This is a genomic window from Streptomyces sp. NPDC019396 (assembly GCF_040632375.1).
GTDB lineage: Bacteria > Actinomycetota > Actinomycetes > Streptomycetales > Streptomycetaceae > Streptomyces.
The window spans coordinates 1-18,174 of record NZ_JBEYBS010000015.1 but is presented as its reverse complement, the minus strand read 5'-3'; the positions used below and the strand labels follow the sequence as shown (position 1 = coordinate 18,174).

At 68.7% G+C, this 18,174-nt stretch carries 16 protein-coding genes and 1 riboswitch; of the genes, 3 read left to right on the top strand and 13 right to left on the bottom strand.

The window, feature by feature from the left end; translation table 11 throughout:
• Positions 1-3 precede the first annotated feature (3 nt).
• On the bottom strand, positions 4-807 hold the full coding sequence (locus ABZ532_RS18735) for a CPBP family intramembrane glutamic endopeptidase (protein WP_361284304.1): 804 nt from the start codon (positions 805-807) through the stop codon (positions 4-6).
• Between the two features lie 106 nt (positions 808-913).
• Positions 914-2,416, bottom strand: a complete 1,503-nt coding sequence (locus tag ABZ532_RS18730; RefSeq protein WP_361284301.1) for a glutamate--cysteine ligase — start codon at positions 2,414-2,416, stop codon at positions 914-916.
• Positions 2,417-2,920: 504 nt separating this feature from the next.
• On the opposite strand from ABZ532_RS18730, the gene ABZ532_RS18725 reads away from it, so the two are divergent.
• Positions 2,921-3,511 (top strand): hypothetical protein, encoded by a 591-nt coding sequence (locus ABZ532_RS18725; protein WP_361284298.1) that lies wholly within the window; start codon positions 2,921-2,923, stop codon positions 3,509-3,511.
• Positions 3,512-3,849: 338 nt separating this feature from the next.
• Entirely contained in the window at positions 3,850-4,047 is a 198-nt protein-coding gene (locus ABZ532_RS18720) for a DUF5999 family protein (protein WP_361284747.1), read from the top strand.
• 94 nt (positions 4,048-4,141) lie between these two features.
• Here the strand turns inward: ABZ532_RS18720 and gcvP are convergent, their stop codons facing one another.
• On the bottom strand, positions 4,142-7,036 hold the full coding sequence (gene gcvP / locus ABZ532_RS18715; protein ID WP_361284295.1) for an aminomethyl-transferring glycine dehydrogenase: 2,895 nt from the start codon (positions 7,034-7,036) through the stop codon (positions 4,142-4,144).
• A 178-nt stretch (positions 7,037-7,214) separates the two neighbouring features.
• A riboswitch (glycine riboswitch) is annotated at positions 7,215-7,311 on the bottom strand.
• 113 nt (positions 7,312-7,424) lie between these two features.
• On the opposite strand from gcvP, the gene ABZ532_RS18710 reads away from it, so the two are divergent.
• On the top strand, positions 7,425-7,850 hold the full coding sequence (locus ABZ532_RS18710; RefSeq protein ID WP_361284291.1) for a PRC-barrel domain-containing protein: 426 nt from the start codon (positions 7,425-7,427) through the stop codon (positions 7,848-7,850).
• Here ABZ532_RS18710 and ABZ532_RS18705 read toward each other — a convergent pair.
• From ABZ532_RS18705 to ABZ532_RS18660, 10 genes are all read right to left on the bottom strand, one after another.
• Complete coding sequence (locus ABZ532_RS18705; protein WP_361284288.1) at positions 7,826-9,283, bottom strand: DNA polymerase IV; 1,458 nt, start codon at positions 9,281-9,283, stop codon at positions 7,826-7,828. The two genes, ABZ532_RS18710 and ABZ532_RS18705, sit on opposite strands and share 25 nt — an antisense overlap.
• A 71-nt stretch (positions 9,284-9,354) precedes the next feature.
• Positions 9,355-9,876: a MerR family transcriptional regulator gene (locus tag ABZ532_RS18700; protein ID WP_361284285.1), complete on the bottom strand. Its 522-nt coding sequence runs from the start codon at positions 9,874-9,876 to the stop codon at positions 9,355-9,357.
• A gap of 253 nt (positions 9,877-10,129) precedes the next feature.
• A complete protein-coding gene (locus ABZ532_RS18695; RefSeq protein WP_361284282.1) occupies positions 10,130-10,603 on the bottom strand; it encodes a bifunctional nuclease family protein in 474 nt (157 codons plus the stop codon).
• Positions 10,604-10,667: 64 nt separating this feature from the next.
• Positions 10,668-11,402: a MerR family transcriptional regulator gene (locus ABZ532_RS18690; RefSeq protein ID WP_361284279.1), complete on the bottom strand. Its 735-nt coding sequence runs from the start codon at positions 11,400-11,402 to the stop codon at positions 10,668-10,670.
• Positions 11,403-11,419: 17 nt separating this feature from the next.
• Positions 11,420-12,358 (bottom strand): FHA domain-containing protein, encoded by a 939-nt coding sequence (locus ABZ532_RS18685; protein ID WP_361284744.1) that lies wholly within the window; start codon positions 12,356-12,358, stop codon positions 11,420-11,422.
• 81 nt (positions 12,359-12,439) lie between these two features.
• Complete coding sequence (locus ABZ532_RS18680; protein ID WP_361284741.1) at positions 12,440-13,213, bottom strand: DUF881 domain-containing protein; 774 nt, start codon at positions 13,211-13,213, stop codon at positions 12,440-12,442.
• A gap of 194 nt (positions 13,214-13,407) precedes the next feature.
• Entirely contained in the window at positions 13,408-13,740 is a 333-nt protein-coding gene (locus tag ABZ532_RS18675) for a small basic family protein (protein ID WP_242332811.1), read from the bottom strand.
• Positions 13,737-14,672: a DUF881 domain-containing protein gene (locus ABZ532_RS18670; RefSeq protein ID WP_361284276.1), complete on the bottom strand. Its 936-nt coding sequence runs from the start codon at positions 14,670-14,672 to the stop codon at positions 13,737-13,739. The genes ABZ532_RS18675 and ABZ532_RS18670 overlap by 4 nt, the downstream gene beginning before the upstream one ends.
• Positions 14,673-14,783: 111 nt before the next feature.
• Entirely contained in the window at positions 14,784-17,279 is a 2,496-nt protein-coding gene (locus ABZ532_RS18665) for a mannose-1-phosphate guanyltransferase (protein ID WP_361284273.1), read from the bottom strand.
• A 114-nt stretch (positions 17,280-17,393) separates the two neighbouring features.
• Entirely contained in the window at positions 17,394-18,002 is a 609-nt protein-coding gene (locus ABZ532_RS18660; protein ID WP_361284270.1) for a CDP-alcohol phosphatidyltransferase family protein, read from the bottom strand.
• Between the last annotated feature and the right edge of the window lie 172 nt (positions 18,003-18,174).

The following is an 18,174-nucleotide window of genomic DNA, read 5'->3' as shown; positions in this document are numbered from 1 at the left end:
GCATCACGGCGTCGGCAGCCAGCCCACCTTGCCGGCAAGCAGCCCGTATCCGACGAACGCCACGATGTCGAGCAGCGCGTGCGCCACGACCAGCGGCCCCACCCGTCCCCAGCGCCGGTAGAGCAGGACGAAGAGGGCGCCCATGACCATGTTGCCGATGAATCCGCCGACGCCCTGGTAGAGGTGGTACGAGCCGCGCAGCACGGAACTGGCCACGAGCGCCCCGACCGGAGTCCATCCCAGCCGGTCCAGTCTGCGCAGCAGATAGCCGACGACGATCACTTCCTCCACCACGGCGTTCTGCACCGCGGAGAGGATCAGCACGGGGTACTTCCACCAGACCTCGGGCAGCGCCTCGGGCACCACGGTCAGATTGAACCCGGCGGCTCTGGCGATCAGATAGAACGCCAGCCCGGCGCTACCGATCCCCGCCGCCACCAGCGCGCCCCGGCCGAGGTCGGGCCAGGGCCGGGTCCGGTCGAAGCCGATGGCCCTGAGTCCCCAGGCGCCCTCCCGGAAGAGCAGGTGGGCGACCAGCGCGACGGGCACGAGTGCGGTGGCGACACCGAAGAGCTGCCAGGCGAGATCGAGCCAGGGGCGCCCTGGGGCGTAGGAGCTGTTGAGCGTGGCGGCCTGGTCCTTCAGACCGCCCGGTTTCGTCAGCGCGCCGGTGAAGCTGATCAGCGAGGACAGCGCGCTGGCGCCGAGCGACAGCGCGAGGACGAGCAGCATCTCGGACCGCAGGGTCCTGGGCGACAAGCCCCCCTCGGGGAGCGATCCGGGCGCGCGTCCCGCCTCCGCCTGCACATCCGCCTCCTGTTGCCTCGTCCAGCGGGTCACAGCTTGCCCGACGAAGGCAGCGCACACGACGGCAGGGCCTCGGTAGCGGCGTCTACCGAGCGAGGTCGAGGGCTCAGCCCACCGACCAGGAGGGCCAGGTGTGCACCGGGTCACCCTGGTGCATCAGCTCGGCATAGCGGCGTGTCACGGCGGCGAGCGCGGGTTCACGGCCAAGCCCCGACTCCATCGCCCGGTGGAAGGCGTCCACCTGCCAGGACGCGCCATTGACCTTGCGGCGGCAGCGGCCTTCGATGATCCCGAGGTAGAAGTCGCGGTCCGCGGCCTCCACGTTCCACGCCTCGAGCCCGGCGGCTGCGAGCGGCAGCAGTTCGTCCCGTACGAGCTTGACCGCCGGTACGCGCGTCATCCCGCCACCGCGGCCCGGCCGCGGCCACATCAATTCGGCGTCGATGCCGTGGCGGCAGGCCGTGTCGAAGTTCTCAGCGGCGACCTCGAAGGGCATCCGGGTCCACACCGGACGGGACTCCTCGGCGAGCGAACGCACCATCCCGTAGTAGAAGGCCGCGTTGGCCACCACGTCGTTGACGGTCGGTCCGGCGGGCAGCACACGGTTCTCGACCCGGAGGTGGGGTACGCCGTCGGCGAGTCCGTACACCGGGCGGTTCCAGCGGTAGACCGTGCCGTTGTGCAGCACGAGTTCCTGGAGGCGCGGGACTCCCCCGTCGTCGAGCACCCTCAGCGGATCCTCTTCGTCGCAGATCGGCAGCAGCGAGGGGAAGTAGCGCAGGTTCTCCTCGAAGAGTTCGTAGGCCGACTCGACCCAGCGCTCGCCGAACCAGGTCCGCGGCCTGACGCCCTGCGCCTGGAGCTCCGGCGGCCGGGTGTCCGTCGCCTGCTGGAACAGCGGTGGCCGGGATTCGCGCCACAGCTCCTTGCCGAAGAGGAAGGGCGCGTTGGCACCCAGGGCGATCTGGACGGACGCGATGGCCTGCGCGGCGTTCCACACCTGGGCGAACCGGGCGGGCGTCACCTGGAGGTGGAGCTGCACGGAGGTGCAGGCGGACTCGGGCGCGATCGACGTCGACGTACAGCTGAGGCGCTCGACCCCGTCGATGTCGAGGGTGAAGTCCTCGCCCCGCGCCGCGACGATCTGGTCGTTCAACAGGACGTACCGGTCGACGTCGGAAAGGTTGGCGGAGACCAGGTCATTGGGTTCGATGGTCGGGAGAATTCCGATCATCACGATGCCGGCGTCCAGCTCGGCAGCCTTGCGGTGGGCATATCCCAGGCTGGTGTGCAGCTCCTCGGCGAGCTGGTCGAAGACTCGCCCCTCGAGGCGGTGCGGGGCTATGTTGACCTCCAGATTGAACATTCCGAGTTCGGTCTGGAAATCACGGCTCGCTATCCGGTCGAGCACCTCGCCATTCCTCATGCGCGGCAGTCCGTCGGACCCGGCGAGATTCAACTCGATCTCCAGGCCCATCAGATTCTTGGGCCGGTCGAACCTCTTCTCCGCCAGGAGCCTCCCCATCCCCGCGAGGCACTGCTGGAGCTTCCTCCGGTACCTCTGGCGATCCGACAGGTCGAACGTGCCTGCAACGACCTTCTCCCCCATCGAAGCACCCTTCCTCGAGTGGGCGGCCTGCGGCACAGGCCGTTCGCGTCACGGACGATAATGCCCAGACCGACTGATCTATAACGCCTCACGGGCGATGACGGCGCGATAGTGTGGATGAGGCATTCACGAGGCACATTCCGTCGGCATGAAGCAACGCGCAGTTACCCTCCTACGGATGTAGCGCAGGCGTCGCGCAGATGTGGTGAGAATCGCCGATGAGATCCAGCCGACCACAGGTGCAGCGGATCCCCTGGTGACAGCGCCGGGTTCACGAAAAGACCGGGAAGAACTCCCCCCGAAAAGGTCCTGATTCGACCTTGTCCGCAATATCGGGCAGAGCTAGCAGAAACACTGCGTGAACACACGTCGTATAAACTCGGCAAACGAGGCAGAGAGTTGGCGCCCGGGCATGGCATTTCCAGCCCCCTCTGGCCCACGCTGACAGCGCCGTCCGCATCTGCCGTCGCATCACCGTGTCTCTTGAGTGAGAGGCGACCCACCATGCCGCTGCATGTTCCCCCGGCACCCACGCCTGCGCTGCGCAGCGTTCTCACGGCCCTCGGTTCCCCCGCCGCGGTCCGCCAGGCCCCCACACCCACCCTCCGCTCCGTCCAGGGAGCGGTGAGTGCCGAACTCCCCCTACCCGTCCATGTGCTGGACCAGGTCGTACCCCGGCCCGGCCAGGCACCCCGCACGAGACTGGCGGGCTGGAGATTCCTCATACGCGCCGGTGAGCGCTCCGTGGCCGCCGCCGACACGATGCTGACCCCGGACGGCTGGGCTTTCTCGCACTTCTTCGAAGGCCCCTACCTCGTCTCGACCGAACGGGCGCTGATCCAGGCGGAGGCCCTGACCACCGACTACCAGCCCCGGTTGCTGTCCATCCCCGAGCTCTACATGCTCACCCTGTGGCTGCACGGGGACACGGCGGCCGACGCATCGGCGGGCGCACCCGCACCCGATGATCTTCTGGTCCCTCTCGCACCGGCCCCACCGGGCATCGCCGCCCACCGCCCCCACCGGGCAGCCGAGCTACTCCCGGTCCTCACCCTGCGGGCGACCCGTGCCCCGCTCCTGGGGTCCCCAGCCTGAAGACACGACGGCCCACGACAGCACGGTGCGCCCGCCCCGTGACCGACAGGTCACGGGGCGTTGTGCTGCACCGAGGGGGGCAGCCCCGCATAGTCCGCGCGTCGCGGACACCTAGTCAGGATGGTTCTCCCGAACCATCCGAAGGGACGGTGCCCTTCGGTTGAACCGTCCGCGCGGGTGATACGTCATTAAGTGGGAAGACGAGCTGCCGTGAAATCCCTGCGGATCGACGCTCGTGGGGCAACACTGGGATCGGACCGACGAAAACGGGGGCGGTCATGAACACCGCATCGAGCCGCAGCACTCTCCTCACCACACCGCAGCGAAAGAACCCTTCCATGTGCCAGCACCAGCCACCCTGTCCTTCAGCCGACTCTCCCGACCGGGACGCCGCCCGTCTCATGGCGCACCACCCGGAGCAGGGCTGGAGCCTGCTGTGCAACGGCGTCCTGCTGTTCGAGGACACCGGTGAGCTGCTCCCGGACGGGCAGATCATCGCTCCTCACCGGCCGCAGGCGGTGGCCACGGCAGCCTGAGGGATTCGCTCAGGCAGGCTCCACACGGACCCGAACGGCTGAGGGCCGGTTCGGAGAGACTCCGAACCGGCCCTCGGTGTGCCCGGCTGTGGGATCAGACGTCGTACTCGTCCACGGGCGGGCAGGAGCAGACCAGGTTGCGGTCACCGAAGGCGCCGTCGATCCGGCGCACCGGGGGCCAGTACTTGTCCGCTGCCTGGACACCGGCCGGGAAGACCGCCACTTCGCGGCTGTACGCGTGGTCCCACTCGCCGCCCAGGGCCGCGGCCGTGTGCGGGGCGTTGCGCAGCGGGTTGTCGTCGGCGGGCCACTCGCCCGAGGCGACCTTCTCGATCTCCGCACGGATCGCGATCATGGTCTCGCAGAACCGGTCGAGCTCGTTCAGGTCCTCGCTCTCGGTGGGCTCGATCATCAGTGTGCCGGCCACCGGGAACGACATGGTCGGCGCGTGGAAGCCGTAGTCGATGAGCCGCTTGGCGATGTCGTCGACGCTGACCCCGGTCGCCTTCGAGAGCGGCCGGAGATCCACGATGCACTCGTGCGCGACGAGTCCGGCCGGGCCCGTGTAGAGCACGGGGTAGTGCGGCTCGAGGCGCTTGGCGATGTAGTTGGCCGCGAGCACGGCGACCTGCGTCGCACGCTTCAGGCCTTCGCCGCCCATCAGCCGGACGTACGCCCAGGAGATCGGCAGGATTCCCGCCGAGCCCCACGGGGCGGCCGAGATCGGGCCGACGCCCGTCTCGGGCCCGGCGCTGGGCTGGAGCGGGTGGTTCGGCAGGTACGGGGCGAGGTGCTCACGCACGGCCACCGGGCCGACACCGGGACCGCCACCGCCGTGCGGGATGCAGAAGGTCTTGTGCAGGTTGAGGTGCGAGACGTCGCCGCCGAACCGGCCGGGCTTGGCGAGGCCCACCAGGGCGTTGAGGTTGGCGCCGTCGACGTACACCTGGCCGCCCGCGTCGTGCACCTGCGCGCAGATGTCGGCGACGTGCTCCTCGAACACACCGTGCGTCGAGGGGTACGTGATCATGAGCACGGACAGCTCGTCACGGTGCTGCTCGATCTTGGCGCGCAGGTCCTCGATGTCGATCTCGCCGTCGTCGGCGGTCTTGACCACGACGACCTTCATGCCCGCCATCACCGCGCTGGCGGCGTTGGTGCCGTGCGCGGACGAGGGGATGAGGCAGATCGTGCGCTGCTCGTCACCGTTGGCGCGGTGGTACGCACGTACGGCGAGCAGACCGGCGAGCTCACCCTGCGAGCCGGCGTTCGGCTGGATGGACACCTTGTCGTAGCCGGTCACCTCGGCGAGGCGCTCCTCCAACTCGTGGATGAGCGTCACATAGCCCCCGGCCTGCTCGACCGGGGCGAAGGGGTGGATCTGGCCGAATTCCGGCCAGGTCACGGGCTCCATCTCGGTGGTCGCGTTCAGCTTCATGGTGCAGGAGCCGAGCGGGATCATTCCCCGGTCCAGCGCGTAGTCACGGTCGGCGAGGCGGCGCAGGTAGCGCAGCATCGCGGTCTCGGAGCGGTGCTGGTGGAAGACCGGGTGGGTGAGGTAGTCGTCGGTGCGCAGCAGCCCGGCCGGGAGGGTGTCGTCGGCGGTCCTGTCCAGGGCCTCGATGTCGGCGCCTTCGCCGTCGACGCCGAAGGCGGACCAGACGGCGGCGAGCTGGGCCCGCCCGGTGGTCTCGTCGCAGGAGAGGGAGACGTGGTCGGCGTCGGTGAGGTGCAGGTTGACGCCGTTGTCGCGGGCGGCGGCGACGATGTCCGCGGCCTTGCCCGGGACACGGGCGGTCAGCGTGTCGAAGTACGCGTCGTGGACGAGCTCCACTCCGCCGGCGCGCAGACCCGCGGCCAGGATCGTGGCGTAGCGGTGGGTGCGGCGGGCGATCGTCCGCAGGCCGTCGGGGCCGTGGTAGACGGCGTACATCCCTGCCATCACCGCGAGCAGCACCTGCGCGGTGCAGATGTTGCTGGTGGCCTTCTCGCGGCGGATGTGCTGCTCACGGGTCTGGAGCGCCAGGCGGTAGGCCCTGTTGCCGTCGGCGTCGACGGAGACGCCGACGAGGCGGCCGGGCAGGCTGCGGGCGTGCTTGTCCTGGACGGCCATGTAGCCGGCGTGCGGACCGCCGAAGCCCATCGGGACACCGAAGCGCTGGGTGGTGCCGACGGCGATGTCCGCGCCGAGCGCACCCGGGGAGGTGAGCAGGGTGAGCGCCAGAAGGTCGGCGGCCACGGTGACGATCGCCCCGAGCTCATGGGCCTGGTCCACGACCGGCTTGAGGTCGCGGACGGCTCCGGAGGCTCCGGGGTACTGGAGCAGCACACCGAAGACGCCGCCCTCGGCGACCTCTGACGGGATCCCGTCGCTCAGATCGGCGACGACGACCTCGACTCCGGTGGGCTCGGCGCGGGTCTCGATCACGGCGATGGTCTGCGGCAGGGTGTCGGCGTCGATCAGGAAGACCCCGCCCTTGACCTTGCCGACACGCCGGGACAGGGCCATGGCCTCGGCCGCCGCGGTGGCCTCGTCCAGCAGCGAGGCGCCGGAGGTGGGCAGACCGGTCAGCTCTGCGACCATCGTCTGGAAGTTGAGCAGGGCTTCGAGGCGGCCCTGGGAGATCTCGGGCTGGTAGGGCGTGTACGCCGTGTACCAGGCAGGGTTCTCCATGACGTTGCGCAGGATCACCGGCGGGGTGAAGGTGCCGTAGTAGCCGAGGCCGATCATCGGGGCGAGGACCTCGTTGCGGTCCGCGAGGGTGCGCAGCTCGGCCAGGACCTCGGCCTCGGTGCGGGCACCCGGCAGCCCGAGCGCCTCGGCACTCTTGATGACGTCCGGTACGGCGGCGGCGGTGAGCTCGTCGAGCGAGCCGTAGCCGACGTGCGCCAGCATCTTCGCCTGGGCCTCGGCATCGGGCCCTATGTGACGCTGCTCGAAGGGGATGCCCCGCTCCAGCTGGGCGAGCGGAGTGCGGTTGGCGGTCATGTGAGGCCTCCTGGTCGATACGACCTGCGAGGGACACCACGGCGCGGGTGCCCGGACGGCCTCCCCCTCTGTCATCTAACCTGAGAGCTTCACCGGTCCGCCCACTCACTGGCATTCCGGTTTTCACCGTCGGTGAGAGCGGTTGCCATGCGGCATCCGCTCTGCTTTCCAGAGTGACCTCGCCCATGCGGTACTGGCGCCTGAGAGATTCCGGGGAGGATTTGCTCCTTCGGCGGCTCCGGTACATGTCCGGAGCGCTCTCCCGCGCGGGGTCAACAGCCGTGTGCCAGCCTACCAGCGCGGACTTCACCGGAAAGGTCGAGTGGCCGACCCCACAAAAGTGCACTTTCGTAGTACTTACGGAGCAGTGCGACCATTTGGAGGGACCGTGCAGACCGATATCGATCCGCGCAGCCTGATAGGCCGCAAGGCGTTCGACCGTAACGGCACCAAGATCGGGACCGTGGACGAGGTGTACCTCGACGACGCCACCGGCGTCCCGGAGTGGGCGGCCGTGCGGACCGGCCTGTTCAGCAGGGACGCGTTCGTGCCGCTGGAACCCAGCGAGCTGGACACCGACGGACTGCACATCCCGTTCGAGCGGGCCCTGATCAAGGACGCACCGGACTTCGGAGTCGGCCGGCATCTCTCCCCCGAGCAGGAACTCCAGCTGTACCACCACTACGGCCTCGACCTCCCCAGTCCCGCGGAGAACCCCCCTCCCTCGACGCCGCCCGGGTCGAGCGGCCGATCGCAGGCACCAGGCAATTCCGGCGACCGCGACTTCGGTCAGCTGGCCGGTAACGACGACTGAGCCGGCTGCGCCGGCGTCCCGGCCGACGGCGCTCCGTCCGCCGCGGCGGACGGAGTCTCACGTATGACCAGCGGCAGCGGTTCCGACAGCTCGAGCTCGGGATCATCCACGGGGAAGGTGCGCACCCGGCCGGGGGCGGTCGACCAGGGTTCCTCGAAGCGGACCGTGACCCGTCCGAGGCCGCTCCCCTGCACCCAGCCCGAGCCGTGGCGTGCGTGCCGGACGTCGTGTCCCGCGGGCCAGCGCCGCTCAGCGGGTGGCGCCGTCGGCGTCCGCTCGGGCTCCGGCTGCCCGCCGGTGCCGTGCCGCGGGCTCTCGTCCGCCGGACCACCGCCGTCACCGTCGCCGGTGGCCTTCTCGCCGGCGGCCTGCGCGAACAGGTCCTCCTGGGTGTAGTCGGCGAGCCCGCTGACGCCCACGCCGAGCAGCCGCACCCCACCGGTCGTGTCCACCGCGTCCAGCAGGCGCGCGGCGGCCTCCCGCACCACGGACGGGTCGTCCGTGGGCCCGCGCAGGGTCTCCGACCTCGTCAGTGTCGAGAAGTCGAAGCGCCGCACCTTCAGCACGATGGTCCGTCCTGAGTGACGGGACTCCCGCAGCCGCCTGACGCAGCGGTCGGCCAGGCGCTCCACCTCCGTTCTGATCCGCACCCTGTCGTGCAGATCGACGTCGAAGGTGTCCTCCACCGACACCGATTTCGCGTCACGCTCGGCCACCACGGGGCGGTCGTCATGCCCGAGGGCCATCCTGAACAGCGATGTGCCGTGCGCCTTCCCCAGCAACCGTACGAGCTCGTCCTCACCGGCGCCGGCGAGGTCGTGGACCGTGGTCATCCCGGCACGCCGCAGATGCTCGCCGGTCGCCGGACCGACGCCGGGCAGGATCCGCACCGTCATCGGCGCCAGCAGCTCCCGTTCCGTACCTGGTTCGATCAGCACCAGGCCGTTGGGCTTGGCCTGCTCCGACGCGATCTTCGCGAGCATCTTGGAGCCCGCGAGACCCACGGAACCGCTCAGCCCCGTGACCGCCAGAATGTCCCTGCGCAGCCGCTGACCGGCCTCCCGCGCCGAACCGGAGTCATCGGCCACCCCGCCCGCCTCGAGGTCCACGAACGCCTCGTCCAGGCTCAGGGGCTCCACCAGCGGTGAGAGACGGGCGAGCAGCTCCATCACCTGCTCGCTGACCGCCCGGTACAGCGAGAAGCGCGGGACGAGGTACGCGGCGTTCGGACAGAGACGTCTCGCCTGGGCCATGGGCATCGCCGAGTGCACACCGAAGCGTCTCGCCTCGTACGAGGCCGTGGCCACCACCCCACGTGGCCCCAGCCCTCCCACCACCACCGGTTTTCCGCGCAGACTGGGCTTCGCCGCCTGCTCGGCGGCGGCGAAGAACGCATCCATGTCCAGATGCAGGATCGTCGGGGCGGATCTCACATGTCCGATGCTGCCCTACGCCACTGACAATCGCCCGCACTCACGTGCGAGCCACACGGACACCGGGCCGGTCAGACGGCCCGGTCGCGGCGGCGCCGGGCCAGCTCGTCCGCCGGATGCTGCCCGACCAGCGTCTCACCGATGTCGACGCGCTCACCGTGAAGCTGCGACAGCGCCGCTTCGACATCCCGCCACACCACACCCACGGCGATCCCGAAGATCCCCTGGCCGCCCTGGAGCAGGTCGACCACCTCGTCCGGCGACGAGCACTCGTAGACGGTCGCCCCGTCGCTCATGAGCGTCATCCGCTCGAGGTCGGCGAACCCACGCGCCCGCAGGTGCTGTACGGCGGCACGGATGTTCTGCAAGGCGACACCGGTGTCCAGAAAGCGCTTCACGACCTTGAGAACGACCACGTCGCGGAAGCTGTAGAGGCGCTGCGTGCCGGAGCCGTACGCCGCCCGCACACTCGGCTCCACCAGGCCGGTACGCGCCCAGTAGTCGAGCTGCCGGTAGGTGATGCCCGCGGCGGCACAGGCGGTCGGCCCGCGATAGCCGATGGTCTCGGACGTGGCGTCATATGCCGCGTTCATGTGAAGCGGATACGGCCCGCCGTGCCCCGGACCGAGTCCGGGGGGTCCCCCTGCCGCACCGTCGCCGCTGGTTCTCACGCCGACCTCCGTCCTTGACCTGCCAACTCGACGGTAGGCAGTCGTCCGGGGCGCGTCAACGATCGCCACACTCGGCACGCCGAGTGATAATCACCCAGAGAGTGGTTTGCCGTGGTCCCTCACCGGGAATCCATGCGCGAACGCGCGTCCATCCGGATTCAGTGACGCTACCGACTCACTGGCTGCTGGATCCGAAGTCCTCGGGTGAGATCTGATCGAGGAACTCGCGGAACTTCTCCACCTCGTCCTCCTGCTCGTCCGGGATCGCGATGCCCGCGTCGTCCAGCACCCCGTCACTGCCGTAGATCGGCGTGCCGGTGCGCAGTGCGAGAGCTATGGCGTCGGACGGCCTCGCGCTCACCTCGACCCCACTGGCGAAGACCAGCTCGGCGTAGAACACGCCTTCCCGCAGGTCGGTGATACGGACCTCGGTGAGCTCCTGCCCGACCGCCTCCAGCACGTCCTTGAAGAGGTCGTGGGTCAGCGGCCTGGCGGGGGTCATCCCCTGCTGCGCGAAGGCGATCGCGGTCGCCTCCCCGGGGCCGATCCAAATGGGGAGGTAACGGTCGCCTCCCACTTCACGCAGGAGCACGATCGGCTGGTTGGAGGGCATTTCCACCCGGACACCCACAACATCGAGCTCGTTCACACAGCAACCCTAGGACGTGCCCGGCAGGTTTGGGTAGTCGGGTTCCCCCAAGATCAGCCGGAGCTCAGCACAACCTGACACCCAAAGCGGTCTGCACCAGAGCCGCGTGCAGCCTGACGGAGAGGTCCGCGAGCTCCTTGGTGGTGGCCTCCGCATGAGCCCTCGTCTGAGGGTTGCGATGCCTCCGCAGCGGTGCGACCACTTGTTCGACCAGCCCGGCCTCACGGTCCGCAGCGGCTTTCATCGCCCGCAGATGCCGCGGCTCCAGACCAAAACGGCCCATGTGCGCCAGCAGCTTGGCCACCGTCACGGACTGGGCGTCATAACCACCGTCCGCCGCGGGAGTGATAAGCCCGTACGACTCCCAGACGGCCAGCTCGTCCTCGCTGACCTCGGCGGCCGCCAGCAACTCGGACCGGCCTACCCGGGCCGCGGTCGGCCGGTCGCACTCCGCGCCCGGGTCGTACGGATCACCCGCACCCGGGTGCCGAGGAGCCGGCCGCTCACCCCGGGCCAGGGCGTCGAGCTGCTCCCTGATGACCTTGAGCGGAAGATAGTGGTCCCGCTGCATCCGCAGGACCTGGGCGAGCCGCTCGACATCCTCCGGACTGAATTTGCGATAGCCCGAAGCGGTGCGCTGCGGCTCGACCAGACCCTCGCTCTCCAGGAAGCGGATCTTGGAGATGGTGACATCGGGGAACTCGTCCCGCAGCTGGCTCAGCACCGAACCGATGCTGACCAGCCGGTCGCCACCGGCGGTGCCGCGCGCGGCACCGCCCGTCGGTGTTGTTCGCAGCATGGACCTTCCCTGAAGGGTCACACGCCCCGCTGGCTCGAGTAGAAGACCAGCCGGTACTTGCCGATCTGGACCTCGTCACCATTCGACAGCAGGACCGAGTCGATGGGCTCCCTGTTGACGTAGGTGCCGTTCAGGCTGCCGACGTCGGTGACGGTGAAGCTGCCGTCGGGCGTCCTGCGGAACTCCACATGGCGCCGGGACACGGTGAAGTCGTCGAGGAAGATGTCGCTCTGCGGGTGCCGGCCCGCCGTGGTGAGCTCACCGTCCAGGAGAAAACGGCTGCCGGAGTTCGGCCCACGCCGCACCACCAGCAGCGCCGAGCCCACAGGCAGCGCGTCGACCGCAGCCTGCGCCTCGGGTGAGAGCGAGGGAACGGCGGTCTGGCCCGTCACCTCGGCGTCGTAGGCCTCCAGACCCGAGATGGAGATGGTCGACGTGGTCTCCGCCGCTCGCTCCGCCTGCGCCCCGGCCCGCAGCGGCGCGCCGCAGTTCGAGCAGAAACGGCTGGTCTCGGCGTTGCGGTGCCCGCACCGCGTACATACCGGCATGGACGAATCCTCCTGCCGCGGCTGCCCCGCGGGGGCCTGTGGAGCGTACGGGTCCGAGGCCAACCCTCCACCCGTACTTGAGGTTGACGGTTCTCCGAAACCTATGGGGCCGGGACCGGCAGGGTCAACAGCAGACGCGCCCTGGCCGCCCGGAATGTCTCCGGCCTCGCCGGAGACCTCGTCCCGGAACAGCGGTCGCTCGCCCCCCTGCTCCGCCTCCTGGCCACGGCGCGGTCCGCGATGACGGGCGGAGCCGCTGTCCTCGCGTGCGCTCTTGCCGAACAACTTCCCAAACAACTTCACGGGCGATTCCCCTTGACCGAAACAGACCCGCCCGTAAGGCAGGAATCCTGATTGACCACACCTGCCGACCCGGACAACTTCACAACGTCCGTACCCTCCGGACAGTTTCCACCACTCAGCACCCTTACGATGCGTCGACCCCCCGCAACCTCATGCCCTTGTCCGGTCTCCCCATGCTCTCTGGTCTCATGAAGAAGACGACTGAGCGTAGTCAGGCCGTTCCACCGGTCGCAAGGCGTCCACAACGATCTTCTCCGACCGGGTCACCGTAGCCGTGGCCTGCTCCTTTTCCAGGGTCTGCACCACGCCTCCGGGGATGTGCAGCGCCGGTTCGAGGTCCTGCGGCTTGCCGATGACCTTGAACTCGTACGGAGCGCCGACCTGCTTCCCGTCGATCTGGATGTCGCCGCCGCTGCCGGAGAAGTACGTGTTGGCGACCACCCGGACGTCGTTGATCTGAATGGCCTCGGCACCCGCCGCCCGCAGCTCCTGGATGGCATCCAGCAGCATGTCCGGCTCGACGGCTCCGGCATTGTCGATCGTCAGGGTGATGCCCGGCCCCTCGGCCTTCACCGTACCGGCGAGAATGCCCAGCTGACGCTCCTTTTCCTGGGTCTGCCGACGCGCCTCTTCCGCCTGGTCCGAGCTGGTCTCGAGCTCGGTCCGCTGATCCTCGAGACGCTGCTTCTCATCTTCCAGACGCTCAGTACGGTCATCGAGTTCATCGAGGATGCGGACGAGATCTTCCTGGCGCGCACCGCGCAGTGCGCTGTTGTCGCTCGTGGACTGGACCTGGATGGCGAGACCGAGCCCGAGGACGAACAGCAGCAGGGCGACCACGAGTTGGGCGCGCGTGACACGAGGCGGCCACAATCCGGCGATCAGCCGCTGACGGCCGGTCACCTGCTCGGCCTCCGGTGCACCCGGCTCCTCGGCACCTCCGGGCTGGTCATCGCCCATGAGCTCCTCCGCCCTCGGCGCCCTCACCGGCTCGCGGCCCCGCGCGGGCTCAGCCACGTACCCGGGCTCGCCCGCACTCCCGGCGCTTTCGGCGCTCCCGGCGCTCTCGGCGTGCGCAGCGCCTCCGGACCCGTCCGCCTTCTCAGGGTTCTCCGGGATCTCAGGGTTCATCCGCTCGTGCTCCTGCATCGGTCTCACGCCCGGAACACATGGCGACGGATGGCAGCCGCGTTGGAGAAGATCCGGATGCCCAGGACGACCACGACGCCCGTCGACAGCTGCGCCCCGACGCCCAGCTTGTCGCCGAGGAACACGATCAGAGCCGCGACCACCACATTGGACAGGAACGAGACCACGAAGACCTTGTCGACGAAGATCCCGTCGAGCATGGCCCGCAGACCGCCGAAGACCGCGTCCAGGGCCGCGACCACGGCGATCGGAAGGTAGGGCTCGACCACCGCCGGCACTTCGGGACGGAGCAACAGCCCCGCCACGACTCCCACCACGAGGCCCAGTACGGCGATCACGATCTGCCCTTCCCTGTCTCTGTCTCTTCCTTGCCCGGACCCCTGCCCGCCCGGGCATCGGCGGTCCTCGGCTGTGCGGTACGTACGATCAGGCTCGGCGCGGCAGGCAGACGCACCTCTTCCTGGGGAGAGATGCTGCTGCGGATCCCGAAGTTCTCTTCCAGCGCGTGCAGGTACTGGCCGTCGGCACTGTCCTGGAACACCGTGCTCAGCTTCTTCGCGTCCCCCACCGCCAGGACCGTGTAGGGCGGCACCAGCGGTTTGTTGTCGACCAGTATGGCGTCACCCGCCGCACGGATCGCCGACAGGGCCGTCAGCCGCTGCCCGTTGATCGCGACGGCTTCCGCGCCCGACTCCCACAGACCGTTCACGATGCGCTGCATGTCCCGGTCGCGCACCCGGCCGGTGTCGGAGAAGCCGGCGCTCTCACGAGGACCACCGCCACCGGCCTCCGTGCCCTTGGCGTCGTCCACCACCAGCTTGACGCCGGAGCCGTGCACCTCCGTGTCGCCCGAGAGCAGCGTGACCAGCTCTGCCCTGTCCCCGCCGTGCTTCTCCAGCGCCTTGCGCTGGCGCTCCCCCACCTCGTCACGGAGACGGTCGACATCGGCCTCGAGCTTGTCGGCCGCTGATGTCTCGGCGTCGATGCGGTCGATGAGCTCCTCGCGCTCCTTCGCCACCACAGGTGCCGATATCCGCGCCTGCGCCGCGCCCAGCGTCACCACCAGGGCCGCCAGCACCAGCCCGGCGGCGAGCCCCAGCTTGGCCCGCAAGGTCCTCGGCAGGCCCCCGCCTTCCGCGTCCCTGCGAGCCGCCGCCTCCGCGTAGCCGTCGTCCAGGCTGTGGTCCATGACATTGGTCAGCAGCGACATGGACGCATCGGGACGCGCCGGCGGTGAGGCGGTGCTCCGAACGGGGGGCTGCTGCGGCATGCCGCACATCGTCGCACGTCGCTCCCGCTACCGCCGAATGGCCCCACCGATGCGCCGGAAGGCGGACCTGCCGCCCTCCAGCGCACCACGGTGTCCGCATCTGGCCGCGGTTCAGTTGCCGGCGCTCTCCACGACGCGGGACCACTCGTCGAGCAGCGCCTGGGCGGACGCGTCATCGGGACCCTCGGCCCACAGATGGGTGACGGCTTCTGCCGGGTCGGGCAGCACCATGACCCAGCGGCCGTCCGCTTCGACCACCCGCACCCCGTCGGTGGTGTCGACGGAGCGGTCTCCCGCGGCCTCGACCACCCTGCGCATCACGAGGCCCTTCACGGCCCATGGAGTCGCCAGATCGCGCTTCAGCACGTGCGCCCGCGGAATCCGGGCGTCGATCTGGCTGAGCGTGAGCTGAGTGCGGGCGACCAGCCCGAGGAGCCGGACGAAGGCAGCGGTGCCGTCGAAGACACTGCTGAACTCGGGAATGATGAAGCCGCCGCGGCCGTCTCCACCGAAGATCGTGGAGTCCTCCCGGCAGACCCGGGTGAGATCGTCGGGCGAGGTCGTCGTCCAGTCGACCTGCGTCCCGTGGTACGCGGCGACCTGCTCGGCGATACGTGTCGTGGTCACCGGCAGCGCGACCCTCCCGCTACGCCGCTCCGCGGCGACGAGGTCGAGCATCACCAGCAGAGCCCGGTCGTCCTCCACGATCCGGCCGCGCTCGTCGACGAGCGAGAGCCGTTCGCCCACGGTGTCGAAGCGCACCCCGAAGGCCGCCCTGGCCGAGGCCACGATCTCACCGAGCCGCACCAGTCCCTTCCGGCGGGCGTCGGTGGTCTCGGTGGGCCGCGACTCGTCCAGCCCGGGATTGATCGTCAGCGCGTCCACACCGAGCCGTCCGAGGAGGCTGGGGAGAACAAGACCCGCGCTGCCGTTGGACGCGTCCACGACGACCTTCAGCCCCGCGTCCGAGATCCCGCTCGTATCGACCTGCCGCAGCAGCGTTCCCGTGTAGGAGTCGAAGACGCTGGCCGGAAAGGACAGGTCGCCGATCTCACCGGGGAAGGCCCTGCGGTACTCCTGGCGGGCATAGACCCGGTCCAGCTTGCGCTGCCCGGCCTGGGACAGATCCGCTCCGCGCTCGTCGAAGAACATGATGTCGACCGAGTCGGGCACCCCCGGCGAAGTACGGATCATGATCCCGCCGGCGCTGCCTCTCGCCGTCATCTGCCGCGCCACCGGCAGCGGCACGTTCTCGAGGTCCCGTACGTCGATGGCACTGGCCTGGAGCGCCGAGATCACGGCACGTTTGAGCGCCCGCGCTCCACGGGAGTGGTCGCGCGCCGTGGTGACGGTCGCGCCCTTCTTCAGTGTGGTGGCGTACGCACCCGCGAGCCGTACCGCGAGCTCCGGGGTGATCTCCACATTGAGGATCCCCGACACTCCACGGGCCCCGAAGAGGTGCGCCTGCCCGCGCGACTCCCAGATGACCGAGGTGTTGACGAACGCACCCGCCTCGATCGTCTTGAACGGATACACGCGCACATTGCCCTGAACAATCGATTCCTCACCGATCAGGCACTCGTCCCCGATCACCGCGCCGTCCTCGATGCGCGCCGCCCGCATGATGTCGGTGTTCTTGCCGATCACACAGCCGCGCAGGTTGCTGTGCTGCCCGATGTAGACGTTGTCGTGGATGACGGCGCGGTGGAGGAAGGCGCCGCCCTTGACCACCACGTTGGAGCCGACGACGGTGTGCTCGCGGATCTCCACGTCCGCTTCCACCTTGGCGTAGTCCCCGACGTACAGCGGCCCGCGCAGGACCGCGTCCGGGTGCACCTCGGCCCCTTCGGCGACCCATACCCCGGGGGAGATCTCGAAACCGTCGATCTCCACGTCGACCTTGCCCTCGAGAACGTCGGCCTGTGCCTTCACATAGCTCTCATGGGTGCCGACGTCCTCCCAGTAGCCGTCGGCGATATAGCCGTAGATCGGCTTGCCCTCCTTCATGAGCTGAGGGAAGACATCGCCGGACCAGTCCACCGAGACATCGGCTTCGACATAGTCGAACACCTCCGGCTCCATGACATAGATACCGGTGTTCACCGTGTCGGAGAAGACCTGCCCCCAAGTGGGCTTCTCGAGAAAACGCTCGACCTTTCCGTGCTCGTCCACGATGGTGATGCCGAATTCCAGAGGATTCGGCACACGCGTCAGACACACCGTGACCATCGCGCCCTTTTCCTTGTGGAAGGCGATGAGGTCGGTCAGGTCGAAGTCGGTGAGAGCGTCACCGGAGATGACGAGGAACGCGTCGTCCTTCAGTGCGTCCTCGGCGTTCTTCACGCTCCCCGCTGTGCCGAGCGGCTTCTCCTCGTGGGCGTAGGTGAGGTCCATCCCCAGCTCTTCGCCGTCGCCGAAATAGTTCTTGACGAGGGACGCGAGGAACTGGACGGTCACGACCGTCTCATGGAGCCCATGCCGCTTCAGCAGACGCAGCACATGCTCCATGATCGGCCTGTTCACCACCGGCAGGAGTGGCTTGGGCATGCTCGAGGTCATGGGGCGAAGTCGTGTTCCTTCGCCACCAGCCATCACGACGGCCTTCATGTCGGAAGCGTCCTCCTTGAAGAGACGACGGTCTAGCCGACTTCACCCATCCGGGCAGGCCCCTGTACGTCTTGTACGGGCCGGCGGGATTCTGCACGACTCCGGGCAGATGGCTCAATCGGCCACGCGATCCGCCTTGACGAGTCGGCGGACCTGGACCACGTAGAGGATCCCTGCCCACCAATACAGAGTTGTACCCCATCCAGCGAACGCCCATCCGAAGATCTGGGCAACTGATGCAAGCCACCCGTTTCCGTCACTCAAGAGGAGCAACGGGAAGGCGTACATCAGGTTGAAGGTTGCAGCTTTGCCGAGGAAGTTCACCTGCGGCGGGGGATAGCCGTGCCGGCGGAGGATTGCCACCATCACAAGCAGCATCGCTTCACGAGCCAGGAGGGCCGCGGTGAGCCAGAGCGGCAGGATCCCGCGCCATGTGAGGCCCAGGAGCGTGGAAAGAATGTAGAGGCGGTCAGCGGCGGGGTCGAGGATGCGACCGAGGCTGCTGATCTGGTTCCAGCGACGGGCGAGCTTTCCGTCGAGATAGTCGCTGACACCGCTGAGCGCGAGCACGAGCAGCGCCCACCCATCGGCATTCGGCCCGCCGAACTCGGGCAGGAGGATCAGCCACAGGAACAGCGGTACGCCGAGGAGGCGCGCCATGCTGAGGATGTTGGGGATGGTGAGCACCCGGTTCGTCTGAACGCGGGTCTCCTGGACCTCCACCCGGGGGCCTCCTGTGGGGAACGTGCCGATGATGCCCCTGACCCTACCTTCAGGCGTCAGGGGGTCGTAAAGAGGGCCTCTCGCCTACCTTGTGGACCCGTTCGACCTCCTCAGCGACGTCCCGGGAGTCGATCTCGCGCAGGCCTCCTGGAGCTGCGAGCAGGTCGACTAC